At 66.7% G+C, this 26510-nt stretch carries 24 protein-coding genes; 9 read left to right on the plus strand and 15 right to left on the minus strand.

Features of this window, described 5'->3' with window-relative positions; translation table 11 throughout:
- Position 1 precedes the first annotated feature (1 nt).
- Entirely contained in the window at positions 2 to 1687 is a 1686-nt protein-coding gene (locus tag ACIQC9_RS05545; protein WP_400613249.1) for a response regulator, read from the minus strand.
- The gene (locus tag ACIQC9_RS05550) at positions 1684 to 3180 is read right to left on the minus strand and encodes an ATPase domain-containing protein (RefSeq protein ID WP_400613252.1); all 1497 of its coding nucleotides are present in this window, start codon (positions 3178 to 3180) and stop codon (positions 1684 to 1686) included. The genes ACIQC9_RS05545 and ACIQC9_RS05550 overlap by 4 nt, the downstream gene beginning before the upstream one ends.
- A gap of 153 nt (positions 3181 to 3333) precedes the next feature.
- On the opposite strand from ACIQC9_RS05550, the gene ACIQC9_RS05555 reads away from it, so the two are divergent.
- The gene (locus ACIQC9_RS05555) at positions 3334 to 5661 is read left to right on the plus strand and encodes a GH92 family glycosyl hydrolase (RefSeq protein ID WP_400613254.1); all 2328 of its coding nucleotides are present in this window, start codon (positions 3334 to 3336) and stop codon (positions 5659 to 5661) included.
- Here the strand turns inward: ACIQC9_RS05555 and ACIQC9_RS05560 are convergent, their stop codons facing one another.
- The 6 genes from ACIQC9_RS05560 to ACIQC9_RS05585 form a co-directional block, all read right to left on the minus strand.
- Entirely contained in the window at positions 5662 to 7050 is a 1389-nt protein-coding gene (locus ACIQC9_RS05560) for a glycoside hydrolase family 47 protein (protein WP_400613256.1), read from the minus strand.
- Between the two features lie 37 nt (positions 7051 to 7087).
- Positions 7088 to 7852, minus strand: a complete 765-nt coding sequence (locus tag ACIQC9_RS05565; RefSeq protein WP_400613259.1) for a peptidase — start codon at positions 7850 to 7852, stop codon at positions 7088 to 7090.
- A 64-nt stretch (positions 7853 to 7916) separates the two neighbouring features.
- Complete coding sequence (locus ACIQC9_RS05570) at positions 7917 to 8741, minus strand: transglutaminase domain-containing protein (RefSeq protein ID WP_400613261.1); 825 nt, start codon at positions 8739 to 8741, stop codon at positions 7917 to 7919.
- Positions 8742 to 8744: 3 nt separating this feature from the next.
- Positions 8745 to 9677, minus strand: a complete 933-nt coding sequence (locus tag ACIQC9_RS05575; protein ID WP_400613264.1) for an alpha-E domain-containing protein — start codon at positions 9675 to 9677, stop codon at positions 8745 to 8747.
- On the minus strand, positions 9677 to 11089 hold the full coding sequence (locus tag ACIQC9_RS05580; protein WP_400613265.1) for a circularly permuted type 2 ATP-grasp protein: 1413 nt from the start codon (positions 11087 to 11089) through the stop codon (positions 9677 to 9679). Before ACIQC9_RS05580 ends, ACIQC9_RS05575 begins: the two co-directional genes overlap by 1 nt.
- 81 nt (positions 11090 to 11170) lie before the next feature.
- Entirely contained in the window at positions 11171 to 11524 is a 354-nt protein-coding gene (locus ACIQC9_RS05585) for a hypothetical protein (protein ID WP_400613266.1), read from the minus strand.
- Positions 11525 to 11687: 163 nt separating this feature from the next.
- Between ACIQC9_RS05585 and ACIQC9_RS05590 the strand changes: the two genes are divergently transcribed.
- Positions 11688 to 12374, plus strand: coding sequence for a hypothetical protein (locus ACIQC9_RS05590; protein WP_400613267.1), 687 nt, complete (start codon positions 11688 to 11690; stop codon positions 12372 to 12374).
- A 56-nt stretch (positions 12375 to 12430) separates the two neighbouring features.
- Here the strand turns inward: ACIQC9_RS05590 and ACIQC9_RS05595 are convergent, their stop codons facing one another.
- Both ACIQC9_RS05595 and ACIQC9_RS05600 read right to left on the minus strand, forming a co-directional pair.
- Positions 12431 to 12844, minus strand: a complete 414-nt coding sequence (locus ACIQC9_RS05595) for a DUF2177 family protein (RefSeq protein WP_400613269.1) — start codon at positions 12842 to 12844, stop codon at positions 12431 to 12433.
- An 11-nt stretch (positions 12845 to 12855) separates the two neighbouring features.
- Positions 12856 to 13881, minus strand: a complete 1026-nt coding sequence (locus tag ACIQC9_RS05600) for an SAM-dependent methyltransferase (RefSeq protein WP_400613272.1) — start codon at positions 13879 to 13881, stop codon at positions 12856 to 12858.
- 177 nt (positions 13882 to 14058) lie between these two features.
- Here ACIQC9_RS05600 and ACIQC9_RS05605 point away from each other — a divergent pair, with 177 nt between their 5' ends.
- Positions 14059 to 15420 (plus strand): NAD(P)/FAD-dependent oxidoreductase, encoded by a 1362-nt coding sequence (locus tag ACIQC9_RS05605; protein ID WP_400613274.1) that lies wholly within the window; start codon positions 14059 to 14061, stop codon positions 15418 to 15420.
- Entirely contained in the window at positions 15417 to 16190 is a 774-nt protein-coding gene (locus tag ACIQC9_RS05610; RefSeq protein ID WP_400613276.1) for a DUF1365 domain-containing protein, read from the plus strand. The genes ACIQC9_RS05605 and ACIQC9_RS05610 overlap by 4 nt, the downstream gene beginning before the upstream one ends.
- Positions 16191 to 16193: 3 nt before the next feature.
- On the opposite strand, the gene ACIQC9_RS05615 is transcribed toward ACIQC9_RS05610, so the two are convergent.
- From ACIQC9_RS05615 to thiS, 3 genes are all read right to left on the minus strand, one after another.
- Positions 16194 to 16988 carry a thiazole synthase gene (locus ACIQC9_RS05615; protein WP_400613278.1) on the minus strand — a complete coding sequence of 265 codons (795 nt, stop codon included), beginning with the start codon at positions 16986 to 16988 and terminating at the stop codon, positions 16194 to 16196.
- Between the two features lie 39 nt (positions 16989 to 17027).
- Positions 17028 to 19448: a membrane-bound PQQ-dependent dehydrogenase, glucose/quinate/shikimate family gene (locus ACIQC9_RS05620; protein WP_400613280.1), complete on the minus strand. Its 2421-nt coding sequence runs from the start codon at positions 19446 to 19448 to the stop codon at positions 17028 to 17030.
- A 107-nt stretch (positions 19449 to 19555) separates the two neighbouring features.
- Positions 19556 to 19753: a sulfur carrier protein ThiS gene (thiS, locus tag ACIQC9_RS05625; RefSeq protein ID WP_400613282.1), complete on the minus strand. Its 198-nt coding sequence runs from the start codon at positions 19751 to 19753 to the stop codon at positions 19556 to 19558.
- Positions 19754 to 19851: 98 nt separating this feature from the next.
- Here thiS and ACIQC9_RS05630 point away from each other — a divergent pair, with 98 nt between their 5' ends.
- Genes ACIQC9_RS05630 through aat form a run of 4 tightly spaced genes read left to right on the plus strand, consistent with a single transcriptional unit; the run spans position 19852 to position 22905 of the window.
- Positions 19852 to 20304: a type II 3-dehydroquinate dehydratase gene (locus ACIQC9_RS05630; protein WP_400613284.1), complete on the plus strand. Its 453-nt coding sequence runs from the start codon at positions 19852 to 19854 to the stop codon at positions 20302 to 20304.
- A 37-nt stretch (positions 20305 to 20341) separates the two neighbouring features.
- The gene (gene accB / locus ACIQC9_RS05635) at positions 20342 to 20857 is read left to right on the plus strand and encodes an acetyl-CoA carboxylase biotin carboxyl carrier protein (RefSeq protein ID WP_400613286.1); all 516 of its coding nucleotides are present in this window, start codon (positions 20342 to 20344) and stop codon (positions 20855 to 20857) included.
- A gap of 3 nt (positions 20858 to 20860) precedes the next feature.
- Positions 20861 to 22213, plus strand: coding sequence for an acetyl-CoA carboxylase biotin carboxylase subunit (gene accC / locus ACIQC9_RS05640; protein ID WP_400613288.1), 1353 nt, complete (start codon positions 20861 to 20863; stop codon positions 22211 to 22213).
- Positions 22210 to 22905: a leucyl/phenylalanyl-tRNA--protein transferase gene (gene aat, locus ACIQC9_RS05645; protein ID WP_400615399.1), complete on the plus strand. Its 696-nt coding sequence runs from the start codon at positions 22210 to 22212 to the stop codon at positions 22903 to 22905. Before accC ends, aat begins: the two co-directional genes overlap by 4 nt.
- On the opposite strand, the gene ACIQC9_RS05650 is transcribed toward aat, so the two are convergent.
- Both ACIQC9_RS05650 and ACIQC9_RS05655 read right to left on the minus strand, forming a co-directional pair.
- Positions 22872 to 23531 (minus strand): DUF2155 domain-containing protein, encoded by a 660-nt coding sequence (locus ACIQC9_RS05650; protein WP_400613290.1) that lies wholly within the window; start codon positions 23529 to 23531, stop codon positions 22872 to 22874. The genes aat and ACIQC9_RS05650 overlap by 34 nt on opposite strands.
- Positions 23528 to 23920 (minus strand): NADH:ubiquinone oxidoreductase subunit NDUFA12, encoded by a 393-nt coding sequence (locus ACIQC9_RS05655; RefSeq protein WP_400613292.1) that lies wholly within the window; start codon positions 23918 to 23920, stop codon positions 23528 to 23530. The genes ACIQC9_RS05650 and ACIQC9_RS05655 overlap by 4 nt, the downstream gene beginning before the upstream one ends.
- Positions 23921 to 24099: 179 nt before the next feature.
- Here ACIQC9_RS05655 and ACIQC9_RS05660 point away from each other — a divergent pair, with 179 nt between their 5' ends.
- Positions 24100 to 26505 carry a TSCPD domain-containing protein gene (locus ACIQC9_RS05660; protein WP_400613294.1) on the plus strand — a complete coding sequence of 802 codons (2406 nt, stop codon included), beginning with the start codon at positions 24100 to 24102 and terminating at the stop codon, positions 26503 to 26505.
- The last annotated feature ends 5 nt before the right edge of the window (positions 26506 to 26510 follow it).

Raw genomic sequence — 26510 nt, forward strand, 5'->3', positions numbered from 1 at the left:
CTCACACACTGGCCCGCGCGAAGGCGTTCGAAAGCTTCCCGGCGAGCTCGGCCTGGTTGAATGGCTTCAGGATCACCCGTTCGTCGGAAGTGGACGCCAGCGCTTCGGCATCGGCATATCCAGTGGCAAACAGGATCGGCACCGTCGGTCGCCGACCCAGCAACTCGCGGGCGACGTCGGCGCCGTTCATACCCGGCATGGCAAAGTCGAGGATGACCGCCTCGATGTCCGGGCGGCGGTCGAAGACCTCCAGCGCGGCGCCGCCGCTGCCGGCCTCGACAACGGTATAGCCCAGATCGGTCAGGTAGCCCGAGGTGACTTCGCGGACGGCCTCGTCATCATCGACGACCAGCACGACCACGTGGGGTGCGTGGGCGGGCGCGGAGGCCAGCTCCACCGGAGCCGTGCGATGCGGGGCAAACTCCGCCTTTGGTAGAAAGACCTTGATCGTCGTGCCGCGCCCCGGCTCCGTCTCTATCTGAACGCCGCCCCCGGACTGTTTGGCCAAACCGAACACCTGACTGAGACCGAGGCCTGAGCCCTTGCCGACCTCCTTCGTGGTGAAGAACGGTTCAAACGCTCGCGCGAGTACATCTTCCGTCATCCCCGAGCCGTTGTCAGACACCGAAACCACGACGAACTTGCCGGCGGGCGGATCCTCCGCTGAGACGGGCGCGGAGGTTTCGAGGTTTTGTGTGCGGATGAGCAGCGTGCCCCCGACATCCATGGCGTCACGGGCGTTGATCGCGAGATTGAGGATCACCAGCTCGATCTGCGTCGGATCGATCATGGCGGGCCAGAGATCGTCCGCCAGTTCAGGCTCGAGAATCTGTACGCTGCCCCCGATCGTGCTCTGCAGCAGGTCGCGCATGCCCTGAACGGTTTCGTTCAGATTGACCGCCTGTGGCTCCAGCTTCTGCCGACGGGAAAACGCCAGCATCTGCGCCGTCAGCTTCGCGCCGCGTCGAGAGGCCTCGGCCATCATCGACAGACGTCGAACGAGGCCCGGATCGGTGACCCGCTTCTGCATCTGCTCGACGTTGCCGATCACGACCGTCAGCAGGTTGTTGAAGTCGTGCGCTACGCCTGAGGTCAGTTGCCCCACCGCCTCGAGCCTTTGCGCCTGTCGCAGGGCGGTCTCGGCCTTCTCCCGCTCCACGATCTGGGCGGCGAGTTGACGGTTCGCGGCCTCAAGCTCCGCCGTCCGCTCCTGAACCCGCTTCTCCAGCAGGGCCTCACCTCGCCGGATGTCTTCGATCCGCTCCCTCGCCTCATACTGGCGGCTGCGACCGCGAAGCGCGGTCTTCACCGCGCTGACAAGGGTCGTCGGGTGGAACGGCCGCTCCAGAAAACTCACATTGCCCAGCGTCGAGGACAGGCGCTGGGCGACCGGGTTGCGTTCGACGCTGCCGCCCCTCTGGGTCAGGATGAGAAACGGGAAGTCGGACCACGACGGCTGGGCGTCGATCCAGCCCGACAGGGGCGCCAGATCACTGCTACGCAGCGCCTCGTCAACGATGACAGCCAGCCCCGCTCCATGCTCGATCGCATCCTGGAGCTCGGCAAGGTCCTGACAGACCAGCACCGGGACGCCGGCTTCCTGCAGGATCTGGGCGGCGATCGCCCCATCCCGGCCCGAAGGCGCCAGCACAAGCGCGCGTTGTGAAAGGGCGCCGCCGGCGCTCATGCGGACGGTTCGCCGAGCAGTCCGGCGCCCTGACCCACGAAGTTCGGGACGCCGCGCAGGACTCCCTGAAAGCCGGTCAACGGCTCGCCCATTGTCAGGCCGTTGTCGCCGATATTGAACTCACGGATCGTTTTCTCGTGTCGCCCTGACCGCTTCTTGATGACCGAGACCGCACGGCGGACGTTGCCGGCAGCTTCGAAGTATCGGAGCAGAATGACCGTATCGGCCAGATAGGTGACGTCCACCGGCGCCTTCATCTCACCCACGAGCCCATGCTGGGCGACGGTCAGAAAGGTCGAGGCGCCTTGACGGTTCAGGTACTGTAGCAATTCGTGGATGTGCAGGATCAGGAACTGCTCCTGTGGCATCGCGGCCTGGTAGCCGTTCAGGCTGTCGATCACGACCGTCTGGATCTTCTGCTCTGTCACCGACCGGCGAACCCGCGCCGCGAACTCGCCCGGCGACAGCTCTGCGGCGTCGATCTGCTCGACAACCAGGTTGCCCTTGTCCTGAAGCGCCTCGAGGTCGATCCCGAGCTTCTTCATTCGATCGTAGAGAAGCCCGAGTTCCTCGTCGAAGATGAACAATGCGGCGCGTTCGCCCCGGCCGATCGCGGCGATGGCGAAGTTGATCGCGAAAAGCGACTTGCCCGTTCCCGCCGGCCCAAGGACCAGCGCGCTTGACCCACGCTCGATCCCGCCGCCGAGCAACTGGTCCAATTCCGCGACGCCGCTGGAAACGGCGGTCCGGTCAAACCGGGTGCGATGTTCCGACGCGACAATGCGGGGGTAGATTTCCAGCCCCCCGGTCTTGATCGTGAAGTCGTGGTAGCCGCCCCGGAACCGGCGACCGCGGTATTTGATGATGCGCACCCGGCGTCGCTCGGCGCCGTATTCGGGCGCGAGTTCCTGCAGCTGGACGACGCCGTGGGCCACGCTATGCACGGTCTTGTCATTGATGTCGGTCGTCAGGTCATCGAGCAGCAGGACGGTCGCGCCGTGCTTGGCGAAATAGTGCTTCAGAGCCAGCACCTGGCGCCGGTAGCGAAGCGAGCTCTGCGCCAGCAGCCGGATCTCGGACAGGCTGTCGATCACGACCCTCCGAGGCTTTGTGGCCTCGACGGATTCAAAGATCATTCGCGTGGTTTCACCGAGCTCGAGATCGGATGAATACAGCAGGCTTTGCTGTTGCTGCTCGTCAAGGAGGCTTTCGGGCGGCACCAGTTCGAAGATGTCCACGCCGTCCATGGACCAGTCGTGCGATCGCGCGGTGGCCCGCAACTCTTCCTCGGTTTCGGACAGGGTGACATAGAGAGCGCCCTCCCCCAGCCTTGCTCCCTCGCGCAGGAACGCCATCGCCGCGGTGGTCTTGCCGGTGCCGGGCGCGCCTTCCAGCAGGTACACGCGATCCCGCTCGAGACCGCCGGCGAGAATGTCGTCCAGACCCTGGATGCCGAAGGCGGCCTGCGAACCGCCGGCGTCAACGTCAGTCATAAGTATCCCTTGATCGGTTAGCTCGGCCGTAACGCCCCGGCGCCGACTTGGTTACAAGTTCGACGGCGTTTCAAGATCGTTGTCCGCGCCATCGTCCTTCCCTCCTCCGGCCAACGTGACTAGCTTCCGCTTCGACCAGAAGAGGGGCTTTGCATGCGGCGGATCGGACTAATGGCGGTGTTCGGGCTCAGCCTGGCGGGATGCGCGACGGCCCAGGAAACGCCAACCGGGCCGGTGTCGGCCTATGACGCCGTCGACCCGTTCATCGGCACCGCCGGCAAGGGCCACGCCTTCCCCGGCCCCGTCGCACCATTCGGCATGGTCCAGCTCAGCCCCGACACCGACTACAAATATTTCCGTCAGTCCTACGACTGGGCCGCAGGCTATCGCTACGACGACCCGACCATCATGGGGTTCTCGCACACCCACTTCTCCGGCACCGGCCATTCCGATCTCGGCGACGTGCTGGTCACCCCGATCTCGGGCGAAGTGAAGTGGGACGTGGGCGATCCGGCCCAGCCGGGCTCGGGCTATCGCTCGCATTACAACAAGGCCTCCGAGCTCGCTGAGCCGGGTTACTATTCGGTCGCCCTGACCGACAGCCGCATTCAGGCCGAGCTGACCGCGGGCGTCCGCACCGGCCTGCATCGCTACAGCTTCCCACGCGGCGCTCCGGCCCGGGTGCTGCTGGACCTGCGCCACTCCATCTACGACTACCCAGGCAAGGTGCTGTGGTCGCGCATCCGGGTGAGGCCCGACGGCACCGTCACCGGCTTCCGCGAGACGCGCGGCTGGGCGCCCGGCCGTCAGCTCTATTTCGCCATGCGCTTCTCGCGGCCCGTGGTCGGCGTGCAGTTACAGAACCGCGAGACCGACGTCCCCTACAACGGCTTCCGCCAGCCCGGCCGCGACATGACCGACCGGGCGCAGGTTCAGGGCCGAGCGCTGCAGGCCGCTTTCGACTTCGGAGAGATCGCGGGCCCGCTGATGGTCCGGGTCGCCATCTCCTCGGTCGACGAGGACGGGGCCATCCGCAATCTCGACTCCGAGCCCGGCTTCGACTTCGACGCCCAACGCGCCGAAACCCGCCAGTCGTGGGAGCAGGCTCTGTCCGTGGTCGACATCGACGCGGAAGAAGAGATGCGGGCCAGCCTCTACACCGCCCTCTATCACGCCCTCATCGCGCCCTCGGTTCACTCCGACGCCGACGGTCGCTGGCGCGGGCCTGACAATGCGGTTCATCACGCGAACTTCGACGTCCATTCGACCTTCAGCCTGTGGGACACCTTCCGCGCCGAGCACCCATTGCTGACCCTCGTCGCGCCACCCGAGCGCAATGCGCAGATGATCAACTCCCTGATCGCGGCACAGCAGGTCAGCCCGTACGGCATCCTGCCCGTCTGGTCGTTCGCGGGTCAGGAGACCTGGACCATGATCGGCTACCATGCCGTTCCGGTCATCGCCGATGCGTATCTGAAGAGCATTCCCGGCATCGACGGCGAGCAGGCGCTCGCGGCCATGGTGGCCAGCGCCACCTACCGACCCTACGGCGGCCTCGGTGACTATATGGACCTCGGCTACGTTCCCATCGACCGCGAGCCCGAGGCGGCGTCCAAGACCGTCGAATACGCCTACGACGACTGGACCATCGCCCGCATGGCCGGACGCCTCGGCAAGGCGGAAGTCGCGGCCCAGTTCGATCGCCGGGCGAACAACTGGCGCAACACCTTTGACGCCGCGACCACCTTCGTCCGCGCGCGCAAGGCCGATGGATCTTTCCGCGAGCCCTTCGACCCGACCGCCATCAACTACGGCTCCGACTACACCGAGGGCAACGCCTGGCAATATTCGTGGTTCGTGCCGCAGGACATGGCGGCGCTGGTCACGGCGATGGGCGGAGACGAGGCGACGGTCACCAAGCTCGACGCCATGTTCGACTTCGACAACACCGGACTGGACTACTCCCACGCCGAGGACATCGCCGGTCTGATCGGCCAGTACATCCACGGCAACGAGCCCAGCCACCACTCCGCCTACGCCTATGTCTACGCCGGCGCGCCGTGGCGGACGCAGGCCCGGCTGAAGCAGATCATGGACACCCAGTACCACTCGGGTCCCGCCGGTCTTGCCGGCAACGACGACGTGGGCCAGATGTCCGCGTGGCTGATGTTTACGGCGATGGGCTTCTATCCGGTGACGCCGGGCTCGAACCAGTACGTCATCGGCCGGCCCTTCACGGACCGCACGACGCTGAACCTGCACAACGGCAAGCGCTTCGTCATCTTGACCGAGGGCCTGTCGCCCGAAGCGCCCTACGTCCAGTCCGTCACCCTGAATGGCCAGCCATTGAACCGGACGTGGATCAGCCACGAGGAGATCATGGCTGGCGGGGAACTTCATTTCGTGATGGGCGCGGAGCCGAACACGACGTGGGGCGCAGGTGTGGAAACGCGGCCGTACTCGATGAGCACCTCGCGCTAGTCAGGTCCGGAGTCCCCGCAGCACATTCGCCTCCGTGCTCAGCACCAGCTGGCCCAGATCCACCCGCTTCGGTTCCGCGAACAGCAGCCAGTAGTATTTCATCTGCTCCGACCACCAGTAGCCGGGGCAGTTGTCGCCCTGCGTCATCGGCCGCGTCGTGATGTCGGTCAGGGAGGTGTAGCCGTACGCTGCCTTCGAGGTCGCCTTCATGTTGCGCCAGTGGATCGCCGCCAGCGCGCGGTAGCGGTCATCGCGATCGCCCAGCCACAGGTTCAGGCAGGCATCGGCGTATTCGGGGCGCAGGCCGGTGCGCTTGGTCCGTGGCCCCGCCGTCGTTACGTCGATCGACTCCGGGATGATGACGTACCGCTCCTGCATCGCCGTATAGGTGGCGAGGAAATCGTCGCCCTCGGCCTTCATCCCGACCTGTCCCAGCAGCCCGGCCAGATAGCCGCCCAGCACCGTCTGCGACGTCCCGGTCACCGCGCCGGTCTCGTAGTCCACCATCGGGAACCACAGGCGGCCGTCGTAGCGTTTGCCCTGATGCGCGACCATGGCGGCGCAGCACTCCTGCGCCGCGCGCTTCAGCTGCTCGTCGCCAAAGAGCTCCCACGCGTCCCACAGATATTCGTAGAAGCTGTCCGCATAGACGTCGATCGAGGCGTTGCGGCTGATGAACTGGCCGGTCTCGGCGTGGATGTTGGCCGCCATCAGCCCGAGGTCGGACCGCATGTTCAGCGTATGCAACATCGCCCGTCGCGCGGCGTCGTGATAGCGCGCGTCGCCGGTCAGGCGGCTCAGCACCCCGAATTCGGCGATATAGGTGCCGATCTCGGCCAGATTGGTTTCGGGGTCACGGACCGCGCCGGTGCGCAGGTTCACATAGCGGTACGGCAGGCCGTGGGGCGAAGCATCGAACGCCTTCATCAGCCGGTCCGCCAGCTCCTTCGCCTTGGCCAGCAGGACCGGATCGCCCGAACACAGGTGCGCCGACAGCAGGCCGCCGACCAGCCGGATGTTGGCCTCGAACACCTGAATGTCGCCGTCGACATCGAAGTCGAGGTTGGCCTTCACCCAGTCGACGCCCGCCTGGAACTCGTCGTCCAACTCCATCAGCCACAGGGTGTCGAGCGCCTCTACAAGCGACAGGCCCAGATCATGGCCCTCGATGAAGAAGTGCTGTTGCCCGCCCGAGACCGGATTGATCTCGTCCTTGCCCCACGCGCGGGCGACGTAATGGTCCCACGACCACTTGAACTCCGCCTTCACGTCGGCGGCCAGCGCAGCCCAGTCCTCTGATCGGCCCTGTGCGGCCAGCGGAATGGCGAGGGCGGCGGCGGTTCCGCCCATCAGGGACAGGGCGTGGCGGCGGTGCAGGGATCGGATCATGAGAGGAGCCTAGCGCGCCCGTTCCCGGACACAACGGTCAGTTCCGGCTGACCGCCAGCCTGGGGCCATTCATCCACGGCGGCTCCGGCATCGCCGACCGCGCCTGGGCCTGCGCCCGCGTCCAGCGATCGTGAAGGTCGGTGAAGTACGGGTCGTCTTCCTCGATCCGGCGCACATCGCCGCTGATCATGTCCCGGCGCAGGGTGATCAGATCCAGCGGCGTGCCGACGCCGACATTGCATCGCATGGTGGTGGAGAAGGAGATCAGCCCCAGCTTCACCGCTTCGGGCAGAGGCGTCGCGCTGCGCATCCCGCTGACCAGAATGGGCTTGCCGTATTTGGACTCGCCGATCTGCAGGAACGGGGTGTCGGTGCCGCACTCGATGAAATTGCCCTGGCTGTAGATCAGGAACAGCTGCATCGGCCCGCCGGCGATCTGACCGCCCAGCAGCATCGACGCCGAGACATTGAGACTGTCCGCCTCCAGCGCCGGTGCGATCGACTGACGTACATTGCGCAGTGCGTGACCCAGCAGCTGGGCGCAACGAAACAGACTGCCCGCCGTCTCCAGCGTCTCCGGCTCCTCGCCGACGTTCAGGTGGACGCCCTCGCGCACCATGGCCAGCGCCGTCTGGGTGACCGACAGATTGCCCGCCGTCGCGACCGCCAGAACCCGCTCGCCGGGGCGATCGATGATGTGCAGCTTCTTGTAGGACGAGATGTTGTCCACGCCGGCATTGGTGCGCGTGTCGGCGATCATCGCCAACCCGTCGTCCACCAGCATGCCAACGCAATAGGTCATCAGGCCCCGCGCCCCGAATCCGATGGGTCAGCGTACCCGATTCTGGCGACAAGGGCGCCCATGCCTACGCCTGTTGCTGGCTCTGTTGCATGTCGGCATCACGCACGTTCAGCGACACCGCCATCCGCTCGCCCGATCCGCCGTAGCTGGTTCCCCGCACCGGCGCGGCGCCCAGATAGTCCAGCCCGGTCGCCACCCGCACATAGCGGTCCGTGGGACAGACGCCGTTGGCCGGATCGAACCCGACCCAGCCCAGCCCCTCGATCCAGGCCTCGGCCCAGGCATGCCCGGCTTCCTGATCCTCGCGGTCGCGTCTCAGCAGGTGGCCCGAGACATAGCGCGCCGGCACCCCCATATGACGCGAACAGGCGATGAAGACGTGCGCGTGGTCCTGACAGACGCCCCGACCCAGAGCCAGCACTTCGGCCGCCGTATGGGTGGGCGTAGTCACCCCGACCTCGAACGCCACCGAGCCATGGATGGCCGCCATTAGCCGGTGCATCCGGTCCAGCGGCGGATGGGCCGAGAACTCGGAGGCGAAGACCGAGATCAGCTTGTCCCGCTGTGTCAGGGGGGTGTCGCGCAGAAACACGAGCGGCGACAGCGTCTCCAGATCGGCGGGGACGACGCCTGCGGTGTCGTTGGTCACCACCTCCCCGGACACCCGCACTGTCAGGCTGTTCGTCGGCTGCTCGGTGTAGAGGGTGTGGACGGTGTTGCCGAAGGCGTCCTCGGACTTTCGCAGACGGGCGTCCACGTCGGTCTCGATCCGCCAGTGACGGACCTGCTGTCCTTCGCTGGAGCGTGGCGTCATCCGCAGCGACTGCACGATGAAGCGCGCCGCCCGGTCGTACGCATAGGTGGTGGCGTGGTCGATCCGGATACGCATGGATCAGCTCAGATACTGGTCGGTGATGGCCTGCCCCAGCCGACCATTTTCGGCGAGGAAGGCCTGGATGTATTCGTGCAGGCCGGACTGGAAGATGGTCTCGATCCTCGCGGTGTCGAAGCCCCGCATCCGGTCTGCGGCCAGCCGCTGCGCGGGGCCCCGTCGACCGTAGTCATTGGCCAGCCGCTCCAGATAGCGCACGATCGATGCCTGACAACTGGCCAGCGACCGCGGCATCTGGCGGTTCAGCACCAGCAGATCGGCCACAAGCCACGGTTTTACCGAGTCTCGATAGACCCACCGATAGGCCGTCAGCGCCGACACCTCACGCAGCAGCGTCGTCCACTGGAAGTAATCCAGCTGCCCCCCTACCCGCTCGCCTTCAGGCAGCAGCAGATGGTACTTCACGTCCAGAAGCCGCGCCGTATTGTCTGCCCGTTCGATCGCAGCGCCCAAGCGCAGGAAATAGTAGCCGTCATTCCTCAGCATCGTCCGGCTGGTCGCACCCTCGACCGACAAGGTCACGGTCTTCACCCATTCGAGGAAGTGCACGAAGTCGTCGCGCCGCGTCGGCTGTCCCTGCTCGGCCAGTCCGTTCCAGGCGCCGTTGATCGCTTCCCACAGCTCGACCGTCAGGGCCGTCCGCACCGACCGGGCATTGGTGCGCGCGCGGGTGATGCAGGCGGTGATGGACGAACTGTTATCGGGCGCGAAGGCCAGATATTCCCGCACCGATTTCTCGGTCGGCGACCGGCCCAGCGCCTTGGGCGCCCCGGCCGAGGCCAGCGCGCTGGCCCACACGGTTTCCGCGTCTCCGTCCCCCCGCGTGGGGATCGCCGCCAGACGCAGCGTCGCTTCCAGAATGCGCGCGAGAAAGTCCGCCCGCTCGATATAGCGGCCGGTCCAGTACAGGCTGTCTGCGGTTCTCGAGAGCATCAGACGTCCAGCACCCAGGTATCCTTGGTCCCGCCGCCCTGGCTGGAGTTCACCACCAGCGAGCCCGGCTTCAGCGCCACCCGCGTCAGCCCGCCGGGCGCCACCTGCACGCCCTGCGGACTCGACAGCACGAACGGCCTCAGATCCACGTGCCGTCCGCACAGCTCGCCCTTGTCCAGCGTCGGGGCCGTCGACAGGTTCAGCGTCGGCTGGGCGATGAAGTCGTCGGGATCGTTGATCAGCTTCTTCCTGAACGCCTCGATCTCGGCTTTCGACGCCGCGGGGCCGACCAGCATGCCATAACCGCCGGACCCGCCGACTTCCTTGACCACCAGTTGATCCAGCTTGCCCAGCACCTCTTTCAGAGCCTGGGGCTCGCGACATCGCCACGTCGGCACGTTCTTCAGGATCGGCTCCTCGCCGGTGAAGAAGCGGATGATCTCCGGCATGTAGGTATAGACAGCCTTGTCGTCAGCCACGCCCGTCCCGACGGCATTGGCCAACGTGACGGTCCCTTCCAGATAGGCCGTCATCAGGCCCGGCACGCCCAGCGTCGACTGCGGATTGAACATCAACGGGTCGAGGAAGGCGTCGTCGATCCGGCGGTAGATCACATCCACCTGCTTCCGGCCTTCGGTGGTCCGCATATAGACCTTTCCGTCGTCGACGAAGAGGTCGCGCCCCTCGACCAGCTCGACCCCCAGCTTGTCGGCAAGGAAGCTGTGCTCATAGTAGGCCGAGTTGAACGGCCCGGGCGTCAGCACCACGATCGTCGGATCCGCCCCCGCAGCCTCCGGAGCACAGGCGCGAAGGCTGGCCAGCAGCATGTCGGTGTAGGTCTCGACCGGCCGCACCGGATAGTCGGCGAACAGGTCCGGGAACAACCGCATCATCATCTCGCGGTTTTCCAGCATATAGCTGACGCCGGACGGCGTGCGGGCGTTGTCCTCCAGCACGTAGAAGCCGTCTTCGCCTGTGCGCACCATATCGATGCCGGCGATCTGGACCCAGACATCGTGGGGCGGCTTCCGCCCCTGCATCTCGGGCGCATATTGCGGGTTGGTCAGCACCAGCTCGGCCGGCAGAACGCCCGCCTTGATACACTCCTGCTTGCCGTAAACATCCGAAAGGAAAGCGTTGATCGCATTGACCCGCTGGACCAATCCGGCCTCAAGCCCCGCCCATTCTGCGGCCCCGATGATCCGGGGCACGACGTCAAACGGAATCAGCCGCTCGCTGGACTCCGCCTCGCCATAGACCGCGAAGGTGATGCCCATGCGGCGGAAGAACAGCTCGGCCTGCCTCGACCGGGCCTGCAGCAGACCCTCCGGCGCGTCCGCCAGCCAGCGCTGCAAACCGCGATAGCTGGGCCGGACGGCCTTGCCGTCGCCTGACATCTCGTCGAAGGCCATGTAGCTCCTGCCGCAATAATCCTGCAGCGTGGACCGCCACATGACCCTCTGGCAACAGGAATGTTGCAGTGCGGCGAGGGTTTAACCGCCAACCGCCCAGTCGACGCCGCCGCCGGCCTCGATCTGCATCCGGCGCCGGGTGTCGCCATAGCCGATGATGCCCGCCGCAACGTCCCCGCATCCCGCGGAAACGGTGAAGTCGTGGCTACGCCCTTGTGGGATCGCGACGCCCGAAGCCAAGCGATTCAGTCCATAGGTCGAGGCGTTGCAGTCCGAGATCAGGACAACGTTGATCGCACCCCTGCTGACGTTGGACACCCGGATCGTCCCGGTCGGCTCGCCTGGTCTGATCAGCTCTCCTCCGGTGATCAGCGAAGCGCAGCCGGTCAGGGCGATCGTGGATACGGCCAAGGCCGCCATAGTGAATATTTTCATCGGGTTTTCCCTCCAGTGCCGACAGCTCGCCTAACATCGTTCTGCGCACACTCGACCTGCCGAAACCTGACAACGGCGAAGCCTGTAAGGTCCTCGTGATCGTCGGAACGGCGTCCGCCGCCCCCGGTTTTCCTGACACCTGAAAATCAAGGAGCTCAGGACCATGCAGAACCCTTTCCGACACCGCCCCTCCGACGATTTCGCCCGCCGCGACGCAGACGACACCCGTTGGGAATCCCGCGATCAGCGTTATGAGGAAGGCCGGAGCTGGAGCGAAGGCGACGGCGGCCGGACCTACCAGGCCTACGGCGATCAGAGCCGCGAGGCCGGCGACCAGAGTCGATATTCCGGCTCCCGCGGCTATGGCTACGGTCAGGACCGCCAAGGCGCCTACCGTGACGAGGCCAGATCGTCTTACGCTGCGGATCGTGGCGGCTACGATCAGAACCGATACGGCTCCCGCCCGGAATACGGCCGCAACGCCCCGACCGGTCAGGATCGCTCGTCAGGCTACGCCTCGAACCGCGACCCCGACTATGAGCGTCACGCTCGCTTCAACGATCAGGGCTACACGCCGGGCGCCAGCATCTGGCGAGACAATGATCCGGATCGTGGCCGGTCGGCCCATAGCCACCACGACTTCGAGCCCGACTACCTGCACTGGCGCGAGCAGCAGATGTCCAACTTCGACCGCGACTATCACGACTGGCGCAGCGAACGCCGTGAGAAGTTCTCGACCGACTTCACCAGCTGGCGCGACAGCCGCCCCCGCGTGAAGGCCGAGAACCCCATCGTCGGCGACGTGGCCGACGGAGGCACTGGTGACGCGCGTGAGGCGAAGAAGAGCTGACGCCCGCCGTGTCGCGCTGACGAAGGGCCCGGCCTCCTGCCGGGCCCTTTTTCGTGTCAGCCGAACCGGCCCTCCGCCCATCGCGCGGCGAAGAACCCGCCTGTGGCCGAGGCCGCCGTCAGCACCGTGCCCCAGATGATGTCCAGCACGGTCAACTTCGTCGCCCAGACGCTCAGCGTCGCCTGATTGGTCAGGTCGTAGGTGGCGTAGGCCACAAAGCCCAGTACGGCCCCATTGATCGCCGCGCGCGTCCATGCGCCTTCACGCAACGCCGGCTCGATGGCCAGAAACACCGTCCCGGCGATCGAGATCAGATAGAAGGCGACCGCCGCCGTCATGTTGACCTTGGGGGCCATGATCTCGCCGATCACCGGCTTGTACAGCCGGTTCACCATGGTGCTCAGCCAGACGAAATCCACGACCGCGAAGGTCAGGCCCGCGCCCACATAGGCGAACAGGTATTTTATCATGACTCGTCTCCTCAGGCGGGCTTGAGCAGGTAATGGCTGACAGCCCAGGTGTTTCCATCGTCGTTTCCGAACAGGCCCGCCGTCGCCAGGTAGAACCGCCGCCAGCGCCGCGTCCAAAGCTTCGCGTCCTTGCCGTAGGTCTCCTTCATCAGCTCCGTCACCCGGTCCGCGTTCGCGTCCATGTTGGCCAGCCAGTCCTCGGCCGTTCGCTGATAGTGTTTGCCGTTCCAGGTCCACTCGCTCTCGACCGCGAACAGGTCCGGGAACTGAAGCATCAGCCCCTGTGACGGCATCACCCCGCCGGTGAAGAAGTGCTGAGCGATGAAGTCGCCGCTGTCGGTGTGGTCGAACCGGTAGGGCGCGTCCCGATGCGTGAAGATGTGCACGAACATCCGCCCGTCGGGCTTCAACCAGCCTTTCGCCCTGGTCAGCAGCGCCCGCCAGTTGGCCATATGCTCGAACATCTCCACCGAGACGATCCGGTCGAACCCGCCCTCGCTCTGGAAGTCGTTCATGTCGCAGGTCACGACCGTCAGATTGGTCAGCCCCCGCTCAGCCGCCTGCGCCTCGATGTGCGCGCGCTGGCCATGGCTGTTCGACACCGCTGTGATCCGCGCCTTCGGCAGATGCTCGGCCATCCACAGGCTAGAGGAGCCCCAGCCGCAGCCCAGCTCCAGTATCCGCATTCCGTCCGCCAGCCCGGCCCGGGCGCATGTCGCCGCCAGCGCCGCCTCCTCCGCCTCGTCCAGCGTGGTCCGGTCGCCGGGATAGAAGCAGCACGAGTATTTCAGCCGCTTGCCCAGACAGATACGGAAGAACTCCGGCGGCAGTTCGTAGTGCTGCGCGTTCGCTGCGTCCGCATGCTCGGCGATCGGCCGCTCCGCCATGCCTCGCGCGAAGGCCGCCTCGTCGTGGGGCTTTTCCCTGTCCAGCCGCCGCCGCGCCTCGCTGACCAGACTGTCGATCGCGGGGCGGGTGATGAAGTCCGGAAAGGGGGCGTCCTGAAGCTGACGGATGGCGGCGTTCACAAACGACATGGGTTCTCCGGAACGGGCGTCGGCTTTCCGACTTTTGAAGACGGCTAACGTGGCGGGCGGGGCATCGGCTCCGTCGCCGGGTTTGCAGCCAAGCTACGGGGCTCGTAGCGCTTCGGATGTCATCCAGTCACGGTTGGCGGACGTAACTGCTACTCGAACGCCTCTTCCGGAGCCTGCATGTCCGTCCATCTTGTCGCCGACGCCGCCCTCTCGTCCCCGCGCCGCAAGGTGGCCGTGGTCGGCTCCGGCGTCTCCGGCCTGTCCTGCGCCTGGCTGCTGGCGAAGGATCACGACGTGACCCTGTACGAGGCCGACGATCGGCTCGGCGGCCATTCCAACACCGTCGACGCGCCATCCCCCGGCGGTCCGGTCGCCGTCGACACCGGGTTCATCGTCTTCAACGAGGCCAACTATCCCAATCTGACCGCCCTGCTGGCCCATCTGAAGGTCCCGACCAAGCCGGCCCTGATGTCCTTCGCCGTCTCCATCGACGAGGGTGCGCTGGAATACTGCACCCAGGGTCTCGCCGCCCTGTTCGCCCAGAAGCGCAACTGGGCCAGCCCCCGCTTCTGGCGGATGATCGGCGACATCCTGCGGTTCCAGAAGGAGGCGCCTCTCCAGCTGTCCGCCCTCGAGGCCAGCGGCGAGACGTTGAATGCCTGGCTCGGTCGCTGCGGTTACGGCCCGTTGTTCCGCGACGCCTACCTGCTGCCGCAGGCCGCCGCCATCTGGTCCTGCACACTTGAGCAGATGAGCGACTACCCCGCCGCCGCCTTCGTGCGGTTCTACATGAACCACAACCTGCTCACCTATGATCTGCGGCCAACGTGGCGCACGATCGACGGCGGCAGCCGCCAGTACGTTTTCCCGCTCGCCCGCGCACTGGCCGGACGGGTCGTCACCCGGGCCCGCATCGCCGCGGTGGGCCGTGACCAGACCGGTGCGACCCTGCGCATGGCCGACGGCTCGATCGAGCGCTTCGACGACGTCGTTCTGGCTGTCCATTCCGATCAGGCCCTGCGCCTGCTGGAGACGCCCACGCCCGACGAACGTCGCCTGCTCGGCGCCATCGCCTACAAGCCGAACCGCGCCGTCCTGCATCGCGACCTCAGCCTCATGCCCCGGCGCCGCAAGGCCTGGGCTGCATGGACCCACATGGGTCGCTCGGATCGCGCGGGCGAAGGCGGCGTGACCTACTGGATGAACGAACTCCAGTCCCTGCCCGGTCCGCCCCTGTTCGTCAGCCTGAACCCGTCGCGCGAGCCCGATCCGTCGCTGGTGCTGGGCGAGTGGGATTATGAGCATCCGGTGTTCGACGCCGCGGCCGTGGCCGCGCAGAAGGAGCTCTGGTCGCTTCAGGGCGTGGGCGGAGTCTGGTTCGCCGGCGCATGGTTCGGCTCGGGCTTTCATGAAGACGGCCTGCAGGCCGGCTTGGCCGTCGCCGAGCAACTGGGCGGCGTTCGCCGTCCGTGGTCCGTGCCGAACGAGAGCGGTCGGATTCACTTGCGCAGGCCTGCGCCCCTGTCCGAGGCCGCGTGACCGCCAGCGCCCTCTATGTCGGCGAAACGGTGCACCAGCGCACGCGCACCTTCGCGCACCGGCTCCGTTACCGCATGTGGATGCTCCTGCTCGATCTGGACGAACTCGACGCCCTGCAGGCCCGGCTGCGCCTCTTGCCTCGCCGCCGCTTCAGCCTGATCAGCTTTCGTCCCTCCGATCACGGCGACCGCTCCGGAGCGCCGCTGCGCCCCGCCATCGAAGCCGCGCTGGACGGGGTCGGCGTCGATCTTCAGGGCGGCCCTATCCGCCTCATGACCATGCCGCGCATCCTCGGCTACGGCTTCAATCCGATCAGCGTCTTCTTCTGTTTCCACCCGGACGGCTCTGTCGCCGCTCTCGTCTACGAGGTGACCAACACCTTCAATGAGCGCCACAGCTACGTCGTCGCCACCCCGGACGCCGGCGCGGGCCCCATCCGTCAGACTACGCCCAAGCGCTTCTTCGTCTCGCCGTTCATGGACATGGACCTGACCTACGACTTCACGGTCCGTCCGCCGGGCGAGGCCGTCGGCATCGTCGTCGCCGTCCGCCGCGGTCAGACTCCGATCCTGACCGCCTCCTTCGCAGGTCGCCGTCGCGACCTGACCGACGGTCAGCTCCTGCGCGCCTTCGTCACCCATCCCCTGCTGACGTGGAAGGTGACGCTAGGCATCCATTGGGAGGCGCTGAAGATGATGCTCAAAGGCGCAAAATATCGGCACCGCGGCGCGCCGCCACAGGCGCCGTTCAGCCATGGCCAGACGGCCTAAGGCCTAGATCAGACCGCTGAGCGGCGAGCTGGCGCTGGCGTACATCCGCTTTGGCATCCGTCCGGCCAGATAGCCTTCCCGCCCCGCGATCACCGCATGCTTCATGGCGCTGGCCATCAGGATGGGGTCATTGGCGGCCGCGATCGCAGTGTTCATCAGCACCGCGTCGCAGCCCAGCTCCATCGCCAACGTCGCATCGGACGGCGTGCCGACCCCCGCATCCACCAGCACCGGCACCTTCGACTGTTCGACGATCAGCCGGATGTTGATGCGGTTCTGGATGCCCAGCCCCGAGCCGATCGGCGCAGCGGCCGGCATGATGGCCGCGGCTCCGGCCTCTTCCAGCCGCTGACACATCACCACGTCATCGGTGCAGTACACCATGACCTGGAATCCGTCCTTGATCAGCAAGTCCAGCGCCCGCAGCGTCTCGAGCATGTCCGGATAGAGGTGCGCCGTATCAGACAGCACCTCCAGCTTGACCAGATCCCAGCCGCCCGCCTCGCGCGCCAGCCGAAGGGTGCGGATCGCGTCGTCGGCCGTGAAGCAGCCGGCGGTGTTGGGCAGGAAGGTGAACCGGTCGGGCTTCACATAGTCGACCAGCATGGGCTGATTGGGGTCCGTCAGGTTCACCCGCCGCACGGCCACGGTCACGATCTCGGCGCCCGCCGCCTCGGCCGCCGCAGCGTTCTCGGCGTAGTCCTTGTATTTGCCGGTGCCGACGATCAGGCGGCTGTTGAAGGTCCGGCCGGCGACGGTCCAGCTGTCAGATGCGGAAACGGGGACATGAGCGTTCATGTCCCCGTCCCTACGCCGTCCGGCTTCGGCTTTGAAGCCTTACGCGCCTTGCGGCAGCGCCCAGGCGATCACTTCATCCGACACCGGCGTCTCCATAAAGTGGTGCCCGCCGGGCGCGATGACCACGAACTGGCGGCCGCCGGCCTCATAGATCATCGGCGTCGTCTGCCCGCCGCCCGGCAGTTTGGCGGTCCACACCGTCTGACCAGTCTTCAGGTCGATGGCCCGGATCAGGTCGTCGGTTGCCGCGGCGATGAAAATCAGCCCGCCGGCCGTCACGACGGCCCCGCCGTTGTTCGGCGTACCGATCTCGATGGGCAGGTTCGACGGAATGCCAAACGGTCCGTTCTTCAGCGCCTGACCCAGCGGCCGGTCCCAGATGGTCTTGCCCGTGCGCATATTGATCGCCCGGATGCCGCCGTACGGAGGCTCCTTGCACAGCAGGCCGGTGAAGGGCATCCGCCAGCCGGCGTTGACGCTGATCGCATAGGGGGCGCCCGCCTGCGGATCGCCGGCGCCTTCGGCTCCGCCCTTGCGGGCATTCGGCTCGCCGCGGGGCGCCCAGCCCATCCGGTCCGCCTCGGCGCGGGGAATGAGCCGGTTGTAGTTCGGCATGTCGTTGTAGTTGGCCACGATCACGCCGCGGGCCGGATCGACGGCGATCCCGCCCCAGTCGGAGCCGCCGTTATAGCCCGGATACTGGATGTATCGGCGGCTGGTCTCGGGCGGGGTGTAGAAGCCCTTGTAAGACGACTGACGGTACTGGATGCGGCAGATCATCTGGTCGATCGGGGACATGCCCCACATCTGCTTCTCGTCGAGATCGTTGTCGCGCCGCAGCGTGTGATACAGGCTCGTCGGCTGGGTCGGCGTCCGCATCCGCGGCTCGACCCCGCCTTGCGGCACGGCGATATCACGCACCGGCGTCAGCGGACGGCCGGTCGCCCGGTCCAGCACATAGATGTCGCCCTGCTTGGAAGGCAGCACTACGGCCGGCACCGAGCCGCCGCCTGTGGGGAAGTCGACCAGCGTCGCCTGCGAGCCCAGATCATAGTCCCAGACATCGTGGCGCACGGTCTGGAAGTGCCAACGCGGCTTGCCCGTCGTCACATCCAGCGCAACCAGCGACGTCGCATAGTCCAGCTGCGGCCCCGTGCGGTCCGCGCTGACATAATCCGCCGCCGTCGATCCCAGCGGCAGATAGACCAGCCCCATTCGCTCGTCGCCCGACGCCGTCGTCCACATGTTCGGAGTGCCCAGCGTGTAGATCTGGCCTTCCGGCGGCGTCGTGTTGATGTCCGGCCGCATCATGTCCCAGGCCCAGCTCAGTTGGCCGGTCACGGCGTCGAAGCCCTTGATGACGCCCGACGGCGCATTGCGCCGCTGGCCGTCCAGAATCTGGTGCCCCGTCACCACCACGCCGCGCACGATCGTCGGCGCCGAGGTGATCGAGATCATGCCCGGCACGGTCGGTCCCATGCCCTCGGCCGTATTCACCTGACCGCCCTGTCCGAAGCCGGCGCAGCGCTGGCCGGTCCGGGCGTCGACGGCGATCAGCCGCGCATCCAGCGTGCCCCAGATGATCCGAGTGGCGCACGGCTCCGTCGCCGCCACGTTCGGCACGACGTAGTAGCTCACGCCCCGGCAGGCCGCCGTATACGGGATCGCGTCGTCCGAGACCTGCGGATCATGCTTCCACTTCTGCCGCCCCGTCGCAGGGTCCAGCGCCAGCACCATCCCCTTGCCGGTACAGGCGTAAAGCGTGTCGCCTACCTTCAGGGGCGTATTCTCGGAGGCGTATTTGTTCTGTGCGCCCGGTCGATTCCCGGGCAGGTCGCCCGTGTGGATCGCCCAGACCCGCTCCAGCTTGCCGACGTTGGCCGGCGTGATCTGGGTCAGTGGCGAATAACGCTGGGCGTGATAGCTGCCGCCATAGGCAGGCCAGTCCGCGCCGACCGGAATAGCGTCCGGATCGCTGGACGCGATCGCCTGCAGCGCCGGCAGATCCTGAGTGACGCCGATCTTCGCTGCATTGGCCGACGCGAAGCCTCCGACCGCCAGCAGCGCGACCAAAGCTGCGATTCCGCCGCCCGCGACCACCTTGCCCCCGCGCCCCGGCGTCAACGCCGGCACGGTCAGCAGCACAAGGAACAGCAGCACCGCTGGCCCCACGACCCGCGGCAGCAGCCCCCAGCCGTCGATCCCGACTTCCCATAACGCCCAGACCAGCGTCGCCAGAAACACAGCGATGTAGATCCACGCCCCCAGCATTGTCCGCCGGATCAGCCCGACGCCGCTGAGAATCAGACCGATGCCAGCCAACAGGTAGTACCAGGATCCGCCGAGGCTGATGAGCCACCCCCCGCCGCCCGTAAGGACGATCCCGATCAGAAGGAGAAGCAGCCCGAGAGCGACGATCAGCCCTCCCGCAAGGCCTTTCGGTTTGCGTTCGATACTCATCACATCGTCTCCAGCTTCACGGCGGTTTCAAACACGAACCCCGCGCCGGAGACGGGGGTTCCCGCCAAATTCATGCTGACTGCACAACTGCGATCACTTTCCGTTGCTCAGCCGCCCCCGACGAACTGCACGACCTCGATCCGGTCATTCTCTGCCAGCGCCGTTTCCCCATGCAAGGAGCGCGGCACAATCTCCAGATTCCGCTCGACGGCGACCTTACGGATGTCGAGGCCCAACTCTTCCACCAGCGCGAGGATCGTCGCCGCCGTCGTCTCTCGCGCCTCGCCGTTCACCTGAATACGCATGACCCTACGTCAATCTCTCCGGCGGACGGTTTGATTACCGCCACGCCTCGGCTAAAAGGCCGCTCCGAATCCGGTCGGAACGCCGCCAGCTCGAGCGAATGCCCGAAACACCCGTCCTCTACGTCCTGAACGGCCCCAACCTCAACCTTCTGGGCGAGCGCGAGCCGGACATCTACGGACACGACACCCTGGCCGACATTCAGGCCCGGTGCGAACGGGCGGCCGGCGACGCCACGGTCGTCTTCCGTCAGACCAATCACGAAGGCGTGCTGATCGACTGGGTACAGGAGGCCCGCACGGAGGCCTCGGCTCTGATCATCAATCCGGCGGCATACACCCACACCTCGATCGCCCTTCTGGACGCGCTCAAGGCCCTTTCGATTCCCATCGTGGAATGCCACCTGTCAGACCCGAGCCGGCGCGAGGCGTTCCGCCATCACTCCTATGTCGCCCTCGCGGCGACAAAGACCATCGCGGGCCACGGCGCGCGAAGCTATGAACTGGCCGTACAGGCCGCACTCGAACTGGCCCAGGAACGCGTCGTCGCGTAAGGCCGTTCGGAAAGAACAGAGAGAACAAGAGGTCCCCATGGCCGCGCCGAAGACCCCCGCTCCCAAACTCAAGAATGACGAGGTCGACACCCACCTCGTCCGCTCGCTTGCCGACATCCTGAACGACACCGATCTGACCGAGATCGAGGTCGAGCGTGGCGACCTGCGCATCCGCGTCGCCCGTGAATTCACTGTGGCCGCACCGGTCCAGTATGCCGCTGCTCCGGCTCCGGTCGCCCACGCGGCGCCCGCCGCCGCCGCTCCGGCCGCCGCAGCAGCCATGCCGTCGGACCCCGCCACGATCGTCGCGAAGTCCGGCGAAGAGGTGAAGTCGCCGATGGTCGGCACCGCCTATCTGCAGGCCTCGCCGGAAGCGCCGCCGTTCTGCCAGCCGGGAGACAAGGTCAAGAAGGGCCAGACCCTTCTGATCGTTGAGGCCATGAAGACGATGAACCCGATCCAGGCCCCCCGCGACGGCGTCGTGGTCGAGATTCTGGTCGGCGACGCCCAGCCGGTCGAGTTCGGCGAGCCGCTCGTCCTGCTCGAGGCGTAAGCCATGTTCACCAAGGTTCTCATCGCCAACCGCGGCGAAATCGCCCTGCGGATTCACCGCGCATGCAAGGAGATGGGCATCTCCACCGTCGCCGTGCACTCCGAAGCCGATCGCGGCGCCATGTGGGTGCGGCTGGCAGACGAAAGCGTCTGCATCGGCCCGGCTCCGGCCGCCAAGTCCTATCTGAACATACCGTCGATCATCGCGGCGGCAGAGATCACCGGCGCACAGGCGATCCACCCCGGGTACGGCTTCCTGTCGGAGAACGCGCGCTTCGCCGAGATCATCGAAGCCCACGGAATGACCTTCATCGGACCCAAGCCGGAGCATATCCGGATCATGGGCGACAAGATCACCGCCAAACAGACGGTAAAGGACGCCGGCATTCCGGTCGTCCCCGGTTCTGACGGCGAGGTCGAGACCGTTGAGGCCGCCATCGAGGCGTCGAAGTCCATCGGCTTCCCGCTGATCGTCAAGGCGTCGGCCGGCGGCGGCGGGCGCGGCATGAAGGTCGCCCTGACCGCCGACGACCTGGTCGAGGCCGTCCAGACCGCCCAGTCCGAGGCCCTGGCCGCTTTCGGCAACGGCGCCGTCTATATGGAGCGCTATCTCCAGAAGCCGCGCCACATCGAGCTTCAGGTCATCGCCGACAGCCACGGCAACGTCGTCCACCTCGGCGAACGCGACTGCTCGCTGCAGCGCCGTCACCAGAAGGTGCTGGAAGAGGCCCCCTCGCCCGCCCTGTCGGCCAAGGAACGCACCGCCATCGGCGAAACGGTCAACAAGGCCATCGCGGCCATCGGCTATCTCGGCGTCGGCACGATCGAATTCCTCTGGGAAGACGGCGAGTTCTTCTTCATCGAGATGAACACCCGGCTGCAAGTCGAGCATCCGGTTACGGAAATGATCACCGGCGTCGATCTGGTCCGCGAGCAGATCCGGATCGCCGCCGGCCTGCCGCTGTCGTTCAAGCAGGAAGACGTCCACTTAGAAGGCCACGCCATCGAGTGCCGGATCAACGCCGAGAACAGCGAGACCTTCACCCCCTCGCCGGGCACGATCACCGACTTCCACGCCCCCGGCGGTCTGGGCGTCCGGCTGGATAGCGCCATCTACGCCGGCTATTCGATCCCGCCCTACTACGACAGCCTGATCGGCAAACTGATCGTCCACGGCCGTGACCGCGAGGAGTGCATTGCGCGCCTGCGCCGCAGCCTGAACGAGATGGTCGTGGGCGGTATCGACACCACCATCCCCCTGTTCCAGAAGCTGCTGGCCGAGCCCGACATTCTCAGCGGCGACTACGACATCCACTGGCTCGAACAGTGGGCCAAGCGGCAGAAGGGCGACGCCTGACCGATCCGGACTTCAGCGCCTCGTCTCCCTTCGGCGCCTTCGGGCCCGACGAACTGCTGAACTGCTACGCCACCGGCGTCTTTCCGATGGGCGAGGCGCGAGACGATCCGCGCGTCTTCCTCGTCGAGCCGGATCAACGCGGCGTCATTCCCCTGGATGCCTTCCACATCCCGTCCCGCCTGCGTCGCACGGTGCGGAGTGACCCTTTCGAGATTCGTGTCGATACCGCCTTCGACGCCGTCCTCGACGCCTGCGCCGCCCCGGCGCCCGGCCGCGAGGACAGCTGGATCAACGCCCCGATCCGTCGCCTCTACATCGAGCTGAACGGTCGAGGCCGGGCCCATTCGATCGAATGCTGGCGAGAGGAACGGCTCGTCGGCGGCCTGTACGGCGTTACGCTGGGCGGCGCCTTCTTCGGCGAGAGCATGTTCAGCCGCGAACGCGATGCATCCAAGGTGGCGCTGGTGCATCTGGTCGGGCGATTGAGACGGGGCGGCTGGCGGCTGCTGGACGCCCAGTTCCTGACCGAGCATCTCGGCCAGTTCGGCGCGGTCGAGATTCCGCGCGCAGCCTATCTTCGACGCCTGAGCCAGGCGCTAAAGGCCGCGCCCGCCGCACGATCGTTGTTTGAGCCGATGACCGGCGCCGAAGCCGTCTTCTACGCCTTGCAGCCGACGACCCAGGCGTCATAGCTTGGGTGTTGCAGCCCGCTGACGGCGGGCGTCGAGGCGAACATCCAGCCCCTGAAGACCTGTCGGGTTTCTGCGTTCAGAAGGCCGCGCGGCTGAACGTTTACCTCCAGATAGGCGATCGAGTCCGAGACCACCTCATCCGGCGCTGACATTTCGCAGGCCCGCGCCTTGAAGATGAGCGCCCGCTGGAACCGGACGGGACGGCCGCCGACAGGAACTTCGAACCGCATCCGGTACGCCGTCACCTTGTCCACAGCCTCGACGATTGCGACGCGGCCTCGCTGCCGACGAGTCAGCGAAACCGGCGCGGTCGGTGCGACCGGGGCAGCTTCGACAGGCGCGTCTTCCAACGCTTCGCCGTCCAGCGAGCCGGTCTGGATGTCGAGCGGCGTGATCGCCACCGGGCGATTCGGCGCCGGTGAAGCCTCCGGCGCGCTCTCCGGCGGCGGACGAAGGGCTTCGGCGGCGGCCCTTGCCTGTTCGGCGGATTGCCGGTTCAGGTCGGCCGTGACGTCCTGCGCCGCGGGCTGCGCGTCCTGGGGCAGATCATTGACCGCAGACGCGGCCACGACGCCTGAAACGGCGAAGGCGGCGACGGCGCCAGCAATGATCGCGCCACGCCTCATTCCGGCCGCCACGACTCATAGTCGCCGGTCGCAGCCGGGCGCTGGCCCTCGGCCGACAGCGACCCCTGCGGGCGCCACGCCATCGGCGTGCCGGTCAGGTTGGGCAGGTGATCCTTCTCCCACGAACGGCGCGGCAGTGGTGAATCCGTGGGCGCTTCGTCATAGGTGTAGTGCAGCCAGCCGTGCCACTCGGGCGGCACCTTCGAGGCGTCGGCATAGCCGTTGTAGATCACCCAGCGACGGCGGCGGCCGTCATAGCTGACCGTGTCACGCGACTGGTAATAGCGGTTGCCGAACTCGTCGGAGCCGACCAGCGATCCGCGCTTGGCGATGGTGAACAGGGTGCCGATGGTGGCGCCGTCCCACCAACCGAAAATCTTGCCTAGCACGTGAGAAAACCCGCTGGTCCGGCCGCGCGGAGGGAGCCGGCGACATCAGGCGCGATCATAGGAACCGCGACGCCGTCCGTCCAGCGTCGCCCGCATGAGGCTGACATCAACATCTTGGGGGTAACCCGCTGGCGACCCGCCAGATTTATTGCATTGGCCGTTGTGGCGTGGCTACGCTCGTGTCGAAAGGCCTCGCCTGCACCGCCATGCGCTTCCCGTTCGCCACCCTCGCAGCCGCCACGCCGCGCCCCCGCCGCGAGATCGAGCGCGCCCACAGCGTGGTTCAGGTCCGCGCGCCGGAAGGCTGGCCCGACGTTCAGGTGGAGGCCTGGCTGGACTGGGCGGAAGAGAATCAGGCGCAGGCCGCAGGCGACGACGTACTCGCCGTGATCGGCCGCGAGGTCGCGGAGCGGCATGGGCTGACCGGATCGGCGGCGCGCGAGGCTGCGGCGACCGTCATGCTGGGTCTGGTGTCTCCTGCCCAACTTGACCGCGTGCCCGATCGGGTCGTCGACCTTTCCGACCAAGCCGGGGCAGCGGCGGCCCGGCAGGTGGCGGCCAGAAATCGCAGCATGCGACTGGGCGCGCAGGCGGTACAGGCGGCATCGGCGTCGCTTGCGGCCGTAACGGACGCAGTGAGTCGCTGCGAAGGTCCGTCTGAAGACTGCTGCGACCCGGCCAGAAATCCACACCTCGCCCGCGTGGCGCTGGCGGCGCGGCGATCGGGCGCATCCGATCTCGATATCGCCCGAGCCGCCGCCGGCGAGGCGTTCGACGTCACAAGCGATCCGCTCCCCTGGATCGCGCCGCTCGCTGCACACATCGACCCCGCCGTTCCGTCCGAAGCAGCTATCTGGCGCACCGCCGGGGAACTGGCCCTCGACGGTGATCTGGTCGTTGCGTTCGACGCTCAAACGGCCGAGCGCCTGCCTGCGCTCGCCGAAGCTCCGGCGATCGTCATCTCCCTGCCCGCCCTTCTTCTGATCGCCGGAGAGCGGTTCGACGACGCGCTGGGCGAGTTGATTCGCCTGTGGCTGCCCAAAGCCGGGGGCGACTTCGTCATCGAACTGGCAGGCGTCGCCGATCTCGCGATTCTCGACGGAGAGCCCGAGGCCTTTGCCGCGGCATTGGGCCAAGCCGTGATCGAGGCCGCGGGGGATGCGCGCCCCTGCCTGTTCGCGGGCGATCGGGAAGCCTTGCTCAGACTGGGTCAGGGCACGTTGGGCGCACGGTCCACGTACCAGACGGCCGACGGCCTCACGGATGTCCGTCTGCACCCCTTCCTTGCCCGCGCCATCGGTCATGCCGGCGGTGACATAGAGTCGGCCGAGCGCTGGCTGTTCGGCCGCCGCACCCTCGTCGGCGCCCCCGGGGTCGATCACGGCGCCTTGCGGGCCAAGGGGTTCACCGATCTCGAACTGGAGGCGGTCGAGCGGGCGCTGGGCGACGCGCTGACGCTGGCGGATGCGCTTCGATCACCCGTACTGGATGCGGGCTTCGTGCGGGATGTGCTCGGCGTCGAGGATCCCGGCGACCTCCTCGCCCATCTCGGTTTCGCGGACGAAGACGTGCGGGCCGCCGAGATCTACGCCTTCGGGCAGCCGGACCTCTCCAACTCGCCGGATTCGCCGGACAGTCTTCGGGACATCCTTGCCGATCCGGCAGGGTATGAGATCCGGCTGCGGCGTCAGCTGGAGCCCTTCAGCGGTGCGCCTGACCTGACCGCACCGGTCCTGCTCGACTGGCGGGCTGACGCAGACGCGGCCGTGGCCGCCCTTCAAGCTGCGGCCGCAGAAGGGCGAGCCGCTGTGCGGCTGAAGCGGGCTGACCCGCCTGCCGACTTCGGCTTTGACCTGAGTGACGCCGAACCGGCCGTCGAGCGTCGACGGGAGCCAGAGGCGAAGGCGACCGAGCGGATCGTGGAGAAGGTCGTCGTCGAGCGCGACCGCACGCGCCGAAAGCTGCCCGACCGTCGCAAGGGCTACATCCAGAAGGCGGCCGTGGGCGGCCACAAGGTCTATATCCACACCGGCGAATACGACGACGGCGAGCTGGGCGAGATCTTCATCGACATGCACAAGGAAGGCGCCGCCTTCCGCAGCCTGATGAACAACTTCGCGATCGCGATCTCGATCGGCCTGCAATACGGCGTGCCGCTGGACGAGTTCGTGGACGCCTTCGTCTTCACGCGCTTCGAGCCCGCGGGCCGTGTGACCGGCAACGATTCGATCGGGTCGGCGACCTCGATCCTCGACTACATCTTCCGCGAGCTGGGTGTGTCCTATCTGGACCGCCACGAACTGGCCAACGCCGACGCCGAGCCGCTGGACGCCGATGGCCTCGGTCAGGGCAAGGCAGATGATCTGGTGCCGGCGGCCCGCTTTATTTCCAAGGGATTCGCCCGGGGCGCAGCGCCGGACAATCTGGTGGTCCTGCCCTTCGGCCAGAAGCGCGAGGCGCTGTCAGGACCGCCGACGGAAACCGAGGCGGTCGCCTGTCCCGCCTGCGGCGACTTCACCCTTCAGCACCGAGGATCGGGCTGGATCTGCGACACCTGCGGCGCCGCCCCGTCTATGCAGGGTTAGTAACT

It is taken from the genome of Brevundimonas sp. NPDC092305, assembly GCF_044755415.1.
Classification (GTDB): Bacteria; Pseudomonadota; Alphaproteobacteria; order Caulobacterales; family Caulobacteraceae; genus Brevundimonas.

Bases quoted from the DNA above. Each gene is read 5' to 3' on its own strand.
- ACIQC9_RS05545 (WP_400613249.1), bottom strand. From the start codon at position 1,687: ATGAGCGCCGGCGGCGCCCTTTCACAACGCGCGCTTGTGCTGGCGCCT.
- ACIQC9_RS05550 (WP_400613252.1), bottom strand. From the start codon at position 3,180: ATGACTGACGTTGACGCCGGCGGTTCGCAGGCCGCCTTCGGCATCCAG.
- ACIQC9_RS05555 (WP_400613254.1), top strand. From the start codon at position 3,334: ATGCGGCGGATCGGACTAATGGCGGTGTTCGGGCTCAGCCTGGCGGGA.
- ACIQC9_RS05560 (WP_400613256.1), bottom strand. From the start codon at position 7,050: ATGATCCGATCCCTGCACCGCCGCCACGCCCTGTCCCTGATGGGCGGA.
- ACIQC9_RS05565 (WP_400613259.1), bottom strand. From the start codon at position 7,852: ATGACCTATTGCGTTGGCATGCTGGTGGACGACGGGTTGGCGATGATC.
- ACIQC9_RS05570 (WP_400613261.1), bottom strand. From the start codon at position 8,741: ATGCGTATCCGGATCGACCACGCCACCACCTATGCGTACGACCGGGCG.
- ACIQC9_RS05575 (WP_400613264.1), bottom strand. From the start codon at position 9,677: ATGCTCTCGAGAACCGCAGACAGCCTGTACTGGACCGGCCGCTATATC.
- ACIQC9_RS05580 (WP_400613265.1), bottom strand. From the start codon at position 11,089: ATGGCCTTCGACGAGATGTCAGGCGACGGCAAGGCCGTCCGGCCCAGC.
- ACIQC9_RS05585 (WP_400613266.1), bottom strand. From the start codon at position 11,524: ATGAAAATATTCACTATGGCGGCCTTGGCCGTATCCACGATCGCCCTG.
- ACIQC9_RS05590 (WP_400613267.1), top strand. From the start codon at position 11,688: ATGCAGAACCCTTTCCGACACCGCCCCTCCGACGATTTCGCCCGCCGC.
- ACIQC9_RS05595 (WP_400613269.1), bottom strand. From the start codon at position 12,844: ATGATAAAATACCTGTTCGCCTATGTGGGCGCGGGCCTGACCTTCGCG.
- ACIQC9_RS05600 (WP_400613272.1), bottom strand. From the start codon at position 13,881: ATGTCGTTTGTGAACGCCGCCATCCGTCAGCTTCAGGACGCCCCCTTT.
- ACIQC9_RS05605 (WP_400613274.1), top strand. From the start codon at position 14,059: ATGTCCGTCCATCTTGTCGCCGACGCCGCCCTCTCGTCCCCGCGCCGC.
- ACIQC9_RS05615 (WP_400613278.1), bottom strand. From the start codon at position 16,988: ATGAACGCTCATGTCCCCGTTTCCGCATCTGACAGCTGGACCGTCGCC.
- ACIQC9_RS05620 (WP_400613280.1), bottom strand. From the start codon at position 19,448: ATGAGTATCGAACGCAAACCGAAAGGCCTTGCGGGAGGGCTGATCGTC.
- thiS (WP_400613282.1), bottom strand. From the start codon at position 19,753: ATGCGTATTCAGGTGAACGGCGAGGCGCGAGAGACGACGGCGGCGACG.
- ACIQC9_RS05630 (WP_400613284.1), top strand. From the start codon at position 19,852: ATGCCCGAAACACCCGTCCTCTACGTCCTGAACGGCCCCAACCTCAAC.
- accB (WP_400613286.1), top strand. From the start codon at position 20,342: ATGGCCGCGCCGAAGACCCCCGCTCCCAAACTCAAGAATGACGAGGTC.
- accC (WP_400613288.1), top strand. From the start codon at position 20,861: ATGTTCACCAAGGTTCTCATCGCCAACCGCGGCGAAATCGCCCTGCGG.
- ACIQC9_RS05650 (WP_400613290.1), bottom strand. From the start codon at position 23,531: ATGAGGCGTGGCGCGATCATTGCTGGCGCCGTCGCCGCCTTCGCCGTT.